Below are 7,499 nucleotides of genomic sequence, written 5' to 3'. Positions count from 1 at the left end.
TGTCGATTTGGTCGAAGGCGCGGAATTCAGCGCGGCCACGCAGTGCCATGGTTTTGGTGATGGCAGCGGTCAAGGTCGTCTTGCCGTGGTCAACGTGCCCGATCGTCCCAATGTTGATGTGGGGCTTGTTCCGCTCGAACTTTTGCTTAGCCATTGAGTGTTAGTCCTCCTACAATCCCAAATGGGGTTTTGTAAGTTTCAATGAAAACGACCCGCACAAAGTGTCGGATCGTTTTCCAGCATAGGTATGGAGCCCTTGACGGAACTCGAATCCGTGACCTCACCCTTACCAAGGGTGTGCTCTGCCAACTGAGCTACAAGGGCATTGTCTGTGACATGGAAAACAAATTGGTGGGCAGGGAGGGATTCGAACCCCCGTAGGCGTAAGCCAGCGGATTTACAGTCCGCCCCATTTGGCCACTCTGGTACCTACCCGCTTTTTTTGTAAACCTGCCGTATTCCGACAGCGCAGGTGATTATAGCCGAAGATTGATTGCTTGTCAAATTGTAAGAATCTGAGCCAATTTTTGGATACCTGCTTGCCATTGGTGCGGTTCAGTCAAGGCCGAGAGCATAAGCCGACAATCATCGATCCAATCGAAAAAGAAGCCTGGATGCACCAACACCCCTTGCTCGATCAAACGCACGACCAAGGCTTCATCATCGAATTCATCGCGCACCTGCAAAAACAAATAATAGCCGCCATCTGGCTCGCTCCAGATCAAGCGTGGATGCTGGGCCAAATGCTCACGGGCATAGGCAATATTAGCTCGCACTCGCTCAAGCATCTGATCAATAAACGGCGGCGCAGCATGCAACAAATCGGGCAGCATCGTCTGAATCAATGTGCTACAACTCAGAAAGGTATCGTTGATCAATTCTAGGCGCTCTGCATAGCCTTGAGCCGCCTGATTCAGCGCAATCCAGCCTAGTTTGAGGTCGGGCAAGGCTAAGAGCTTAGAAATGCCATTCAATTGAAATACGGGTATGTCGGGATGCAGCCCGCCTAATGCTGGCACATGCGATTTGGCCAACGCAAACGGCGCAAACACTTCATCGCAAATCAATGGAATTCCCAGTTGATTTAATGCGGCGATTGGCTCGCTAATAATTGCCCCAGTTGGATTATGCGGTGAAATTAATAAAACCGCCCGCGTGTTCTGATCGGCGGCAGCCAGCAACGAAGCCTGATCGATCGCCCAATTATTGGCAGGATCAAGCTCGTAGGTACGCAACTCAACGTGGTGCAAATCAGCCAAATATTCAAACAATGGGTAGGTCACATTTGGCCCAAGAATATTATCGCCTGGCGCAGTGAGCAACGAGAACAATAAGCTATAGGCCTCGCTGGTACTGGCAGTAATAAAAATATCATCAAGCGTTAATGCCAAAGCTGGCCTGCGCTGAGCATAATAATCAATAATTGCCTGACGAGTTGGCTCCAAACCATGTGGATTTGGATCATAGCGCCGTTGTGACCAATATTTTTGGGCGGCTTGCTCCAGCACATCGGGCGGAAAAAGCAAACCTTGCTGCGTTGGGTTACTACTGGTCAGATCAATAAAATGACCCGTCGCAGCGCGACGAGCCATTTCAATGCGGTTGGGTGTTAAATCAGTATCATCAAAAACCACAAGCCAAATTCCTAAATTGCAATATTCTTTTCAGCGATAATTTTGGCAATACCATCGCGCAACGAGCCAGCAGTGCGTAGGCCTTCCCAGGTAATTCCCAGCGCGACCAAGGTGCTCGCAACATGAGCGCGAATCCCGGTAATCACACATTCAGCGCCAAGCAAACGAATTGCGCGGGCTAGCTGAATTAGGTGCTGAGCAGTAGCCGTATCAACCACTGACACCGCCGTGATATCGAGCAACACCGTGTGGGCACGCTCTTGCGAAACTCGATTGAGCAGCAATTCGGTCAAGTTTTCCAGCCGTTTGCTTTCGAGGTGACCGACGATTGGCAGTACCAACACACCATCGAGTACTGGAATAACTGGCGTTTCGAGGTCGCGCACCAATTCGAGCAAACGAGCTTGCTCAGCTGCTTGACGTTCAACCTGCGCCAAAGTTTTAGCTTGAGAGGCTTGAGCTTCTTCAGCCACCCGCCGTCGTTCATTGGCCTCGTTGAGCGATTGACGCAGCGTGTTGCTCAAACCAAGCAGCAACAAGGCAATCATCACAATCCCGCCGCCAATAAAGGCTGGCACCAGCACTTTTGAAATCAGCAAGTTGAGGTGTAAATCATTCAGCCATTTTGGCGGAGTTTGTTCAACCCCATTCAAAACCGCAAAAATAATTGTAAAGGTCACGCCAATCACTGCCGACCAAGTGATTAATTCGTGGCGATCAGCGGTAACTGCATAGATACTGACCACACTGGTGATTGAAATCGCAATCAAATAGCCATTTTGGAAGAAAAGGGCAATTTCAATTAATGCGACCATCGAGCTAATCAAGGCTGCCCATAAGCGCCATTGAACTGGCTTGCTATTGGTGTACCACAAAATCCCAGTTGAGCCAATCGACGAGATCGATAAGATCAACATTTGGACCCAAGCACTGTTGCCGCTAAAGAAATTGAAGAGAAAGAGGAAAAACAAGCTTAATGCAGTTGAGCCATTGACAAATATCCACACCAAATGGATGCGATCAAGCAAGGTTTTGCGGGCAGGAGATAGTTCGTTATCGTCGATGGCGGCGGGTAGCAAACTCATTCAGAACGCCCTTTCTGTCGAATGGTATCTTCTATGTCGTGGGCGGTGAGCGATACCATTGCCACTATTGATAACACGACAAAACCGAGCAAAGCCAATGGTGCGATGGTTAAGGCTCCTGCATACAGCAAGATAATGCCTAAAATCAACGTTGCAAAGGCAGCTACGCCAAGCTGTTTTGCAGATGGTAGTGATCGTTGCATAGTGAAAGACCCGTTGGGAAAAATGGTTATTCTTGAGTATGACATACTCGGTCGCTTCGCGCAACTAGAAATAACAGGACTATAGGACTTGATTTATGGGTTACCTAGGCAATTCCACTACCATCAAGGGATGAGTTCGCTCCCCCTAATAGTACCAAGGCGTATCATACGTTTGGCCTATTGGAATCGACCACAGCTACGCTCAATTCTTGACTCAGATTATTAGATTTGGCGGCTAGGGCTCAATAGTTGCTCGTTTTAGCTGATCAAACATTCCCCCATTCTAGATGATTAACTACTCACAAGGTTGAGGGCGCTCCAGCTGATCGCTGCAATGCGTCAAACTGGTTCTCATCTAGCGCTGAATTGAATTATAATGACTGAGCGAGTGTGCGCCGTTGCACAATCGTGCCACATGTGTAGGAGAACAGAATGCAAGAACAATTAGCTGATTTGAAGGAAAAAATTGGGGTTGCTCAAGATTTATCGTATGCTAGCGCTGTGTTAAATTGGGATCAAAGCACCTACATGCCCGCTGGCGGGGCCGAAGCTCGTGGTCGCCAAATGGCCACCCTCAGCCGCTTAGCCCACGAGCATGCCACCGCTCCCGAAGTTGGTCGCCTGCTTGAGCAACTGGTGCCTTGGGCCGAACAACAAGATCCTGAATCGGATGACGCAGCCTTGGTCTTGGTGACCAAGCGCGATTATGACCAAGCGGTGCGCGTGCCCAGCGAGTTTATTGCTGAATTGTATTCGCACGTCGCCAAAACCTATACCGCTTGGACTCAAGCTCGCCCCAACAACGACTTCGCTTCAGTCGCTCCATTGCTCGAAAAAACCCTTGAGCTCAGCCGCCGCTATGCTGAATTTTTCGGCCCCAGCGAACATATCGCCGATCCGCTGATCGATATGGCTGATCAAGGCATGACGGTTGCAAAAATCCGCGAGATTTTTGGCCCCTTGCGCGAACAACTCGTGCCATTGGTCAAAACCATCACCGAACAACCTGCCGCTGATGATAGTTGTTTGTTGCAACACTACCCCGAAGCCGAGCAATTGGCCTTTGGTGAAAGCCTCATTCGCGAAATTGGCTACGATTTCGAACGCGGTCGCCAAGATAAGACCCACCATCCCTTTATGACCAAGTTCTCGATTGGCGATGTGCGGATCACCACCCGCTTCCGTGAAAACGATTTGAGCGATGGCCTGTTCAGCACAATTCACGAAACTGGCCATGCCGTCTATGAGTTGGGCGTAAATCCAGCCTATGAAAATACTCCATTGGCGAGCGGTGCTTCGGCAGGCACTCACGAATCACAATCACGCTTATGGGAAAATGTGGTTGGCCGCAGCCGCGCCTTCTGGCAATACGCCTATCCCAAAGCTCAGGCCGCATTCCCCAATCAGCTGGGCAATGTCAATTTAGATACCTTCTATCGGGCGATCAACAAAGTGCAGCGCTCATTGATTCGCACCGATTCGGACGAAGTAACCTACAACTTGCACGTTATGATTCGCTTCGATTTGGAATTGGCTTTGCTCGAAGGTAAATTAGCAATTCGCGATCTGCCTGAAGCTTGGCACGAACGCTATCGCAGCGATCTGGGCATTACCGCCCCCGATAATCGCGATGGTGTGCTGCAAGATGTCCACTGGTATGGTGGGATTATCGGTGGCTCATTCCAAGGCTATACGTTGGGCAATATCCTCAGCGCTCAAGTTTTTGATGCTGCCGTGCGAGCTAACCCCAACGTACCAACTGAAATTAGCCAAGGCCAATTTGCCAACCTACACAATTGGCTGAAATCGAATATGTACGTTCATGGCCGCAAATATAGCGTACCAACCTTGATCCGCAAGGTTACTGGCCAAGACCTCAGCATCGAGCCGTATATTCGCTATCTCCGCACCAAATACGGCGAACTCTATTCGTTGTAAAATAAGCATCTCGCACGGTAAACGTTTGTCGGGGTTGGTTGCACAAACCAGCCCCGCTTGAGAATTGTTCATGGGTGATTGCATGGATCGGTTGCTTTGGTTTCGCAAACCACGTTTGCTCAATCTTCTGGCTGGTTGGCGTGATCTCACAGCCCTCGTCGCACTCCGCGCTAGTATTCTCGCTACCACCTCGCACTTGGCCGATTATGCTGATGGGATCGCTGATCAGGCCGAAAGTGTCGCGTTTGATTATGCTTTTTTGTTAGGTGAGTTACAGCAAATTAGCGAGGCCCAGACCCTCGAACGAGCGCATTACTATATCGATCGGCTGGCTCGGAGCATTGCCACCGTGCGCACCACCGCGATCAACGATATTAACCTCAATCGTTGGAAGGAATACGACGATATTAACACCGATAGCTTGTGGATGATCGACCGTCGCGATGGCTCAGGAGTGCATTCGGCGGGCTATTGGGGCAATTTTGTGCCGCAAATTCCCAATCAGCTGATGCGGCGTTATACCAAACAGGGCGATTGGGTAATCGATACCTTTGCTGGCTCCGGCACAACGTTAATCGAAGGCCAACGCTTGGGTCGCAATGTCCTAGGCGTTGAATTACAGCCGCACATGGTCGAGTATGCCAACCAAGCGGTTGAGCGCGAGCCAAATCCACTGGCGATTGTGGCGCGTTCAGTCCATGGCGATTGCACCACAATCAATTGGCAAAGCTTGTTGGCAGATTATGGCCAGCGCCATGTGCAACTAGCAATTATGCACCCGCCTTATTTCGATATTATCAACTTCAGCGACGATGAACGCGATTTATCCAACGCACTGTCAGTTGAGGATTTTCTGGGGCAAATGGCGGCAGCAGTAGCTCAAGTTAAGCCTGTTTTGCAACGCGGGCGACATCTGGCGGTGATTATCGGCGATAAATATATGCATGGCGAGTGGGTGGCCCTCGGGTTTCGCACCATGGAAGTTGTGCAGCAACAAGGCTTTCAACTCAAAAGTATCATTGTTAAAAACTTTGAAGATACCACTGGCAAGCGCCATCAAAAAGAGCTGTGGCGCTATCGGGCCTTGGTCGGCGGCTTTTATATCTTCAAGCACGAGTATATTTTTCTATTCCGCAAGAAGTAGCGCAGGGGTCAAAAGAGCATAGAGCATAGAACATAGAGCATAAAGGACAACGATCATTTTTAACCACGAAGCACACGAAGCACACGAAGGAGTTAGATATTAACATTACTTAGCGTTCTTCGCGCTCTTCGCGGTTAAAACTCTACTCTTCCTTTTTGCGCCAATAACGTGAGCCAGTCCCATCGCGCTCGAACAGCTTAACATCGATCAAATAGCGCCGCAGGTTAGCCACATCGCTGCCAGTGTGCGGCTTCAGCAGCTCGTTAATTTCGCGTTCGCTATATTCACGGCCAAACTCAAATTGCTGGGCAAAATACTCCAAAATTGGAATGCGATCAATATGTTTGCTGGGCCAAGTGACCATGCGCCCCTCACGATTGAAAAAGCGTTGAATGCTGGTTGGCACTGCTGATGCTACTTGAGCTGGGCTGCTTGGGCTTGCGCTTGCTTGATTCAGCGTTTGCTCAAGCGCCGCAAAGGTTGCCCCAATGTGGCTTGTGACCAAGCGATAGCTCTTGGTTGCGCCGCCCGCCCGCCGCTCCTGCACAAAGCCAGCATTGCGCAAAATATTCAAATGGCGCGAAACGCTCGATTGCGGTAGTTGGGTTTGGCTGATAATCGCTTGAGCCGATAATTCGCCCTGCGCCAAAAGCTCCATAATTTGAATCCGCGCGGCATCGGCGAGCGCTTGCAAGCGAAATAATAACTCGTTGCGGCTAACTACCCGTGGCTGAAGCTCGTTACTGATGCCAAAACCAATGCCAACCCACAAACGCTGGCGATCAGCCAAAAACGTCGTTAGGCTGCCATTTTGGGTCGCGGCAAACAGTACGATTTGGCGTTGCCCCTGTAATTGCTGCCACTCTTGATTAACTGCATAGCCTAAGCTTTGGCGAAAACCTTTGAGTGCGGCTTCATTCGGAATTTGGGCTTGAAGCTGGCGATTAAGCTGGCTGATTGTGGTTTGAGCTTGTTGCCACTCGGCTTGCAAGCAACGTTGCCACATATGCTCAAGGTGTTGGCAAACCCGCGCCAACAATTGATCTGGCTGTTGCATCACCGCCAAAAGTTCTTGTTGGGTCGCAAGTTCGCTATAAATGCCAGCATTACGCAAGGCCTGCCACAGCCGTTCGCTGGTGAGTGGCCCAGCACTCGCACTCAGTTCGAGCAGCTGTTGTTGGAGTTGAGCGACCCATTGATTTGGATCGCTGCTGCCTAGCTCAGCCAAAAACTCGTCCATGGGTTGGCTAGGGTTTTGCGGCAATAAACCAAAGCCCAAACTTGCCACCAATTGATTATCGGCCAATTGTTTGGCGCTAAGCGCCTGCGCCGTCCGTTGAACCCAAGCTGAAGCCCCGCGAATTGTTGCTGCCCGATTGAGCAATTGCAGCGTGTTAAGGCTATCAGCGATTGATGATGATTGAAGTTGCATACTATTTCTCACTAATTTATTCAATAATTGAATAATTGAATAATAAAATATTGAGTAACTATG

7 protein-coding genes and 2 tRNA genes are annotated in these 7,499 nt (G+C 49.9%); 2 read left to right on the top strand and 7 right to left on the bottom strand.

The annotated features are described in order from the left end of the window. From tuf to LCH85_16180, 6 genes are all read right to left on the bottom strand, one after another. The coding region (gene tuf, locus LCH85_16205; protein MCA0353535.1) for an elongation factor Tu at positions 1-154 on the bottom strand (154 nt) is incomplete at its 3' end. Between the two features lie 94 nt (positions 155-248). Continuing rightward, positions 249-324, bottom strand: a tRNA-Thr gene (locus LCH85_16200). Between the two features lie 25 nt (positions 325-349). Beyond that, a tRNA-Tyr gene (locus LCH85_16195) sits at positions 350-435 on the bottom strand. 65 nt (positions 436-500) lie between these two features. Next, complete coding sequence (locus LCH85_16190; protein MCA0353534.1) at positions 501-1,634, bottom strand: pyridoxal phosphate-dependent aminotransferase; 1,134 nt, start codon at positions 1,632-1,634, stop codon at positions 501-503. 11 nt (positions 1,635-1,645) lie between these two features. Beyond that, complete coding sequence (locus tag LCH85_16185; GenBank protein ID MCA0353533.1) at positions 1,646-2,719, bottom strand: STAS domain-containing protein; 1,074 nt, start codon at positions 2,717-2,719, stop codon at positions 1,646-1,648. Next, complete coding sequence (locus LCH85_16180) at positions 2,716-2,922, bottom strand: hypothetical protein (protein ID MCA0353532.1); 207 nt, start codon at positions 2,920-2,922, stop codon at positions 2,716-2,718. Before LCH85_16180 ends, LCH85_16185 begins: the two co-directional genes overlap by 4 nt. A 432-nt stretch (positions 2,923-3,354) precedes the next feature. Here LCH85_16180 and LCH85_16175 point away from each other — a divergent pair, with 432 nt between their 5' ends. Together LCH85_16175 and LCH85_16170 are read left to right on the top strand one after the other, a co-directional pair. Next, complete coding sequence (locus LCH85_16175) at positions 3,355-4,860, top strand: carboxypeptidase M32 (protein MCA0353531.1); 1,506 nt, start codon at positions 3,355-3,357, stop codon at positions 4,858-4,860. A gap of 82 nt (positions 4,861-4,942) precedes the next feature. Then, positions 4,943-6,004, top strand: a complete 1,062-nt coding sequence (locus tag LCH85_16170) for a site-specific DNA-methyltransferase (GenBank protein MCA0353530.1) — start codon at positions 4,943-4,945, stop codon at positions 6,002-6,004. A 142-nt stretch (positions 6,005-6,146) separates the two neighbouring features. On the opposite strand, the gene LCH85_16165 is transcribed toward LCH85_16170, so the two are convergent. Then, positions 6,147-7,436: a metalloregulator ArsR/SmtB family transcription factor gene (locus LCH85_16165; GenBank protein MCA0353529.1), complete on the bottom strand. Its 1,290-nt coding sequence runs from the start codon at positions 7,434-7,436 to the stop codon at positions 6,147-6,149. Positions 7,437-7,499: the final 63 nt, after the last annotated feature.

The sequence above is a fragment of the Chloroflexota bacterium genome (assembly GCA_020161265.1).
Lineage (GTDB): Bacteria > Chloroflexota > Chloroflexia > Chloroflexales > Herpetosiphonaceae > Herpetosiphon.
The sequence above is the reverse complement of the archived record's forward strand: the minus strand, read 5'-3'. Positions and strand labels throughout refer to the sequence as shown.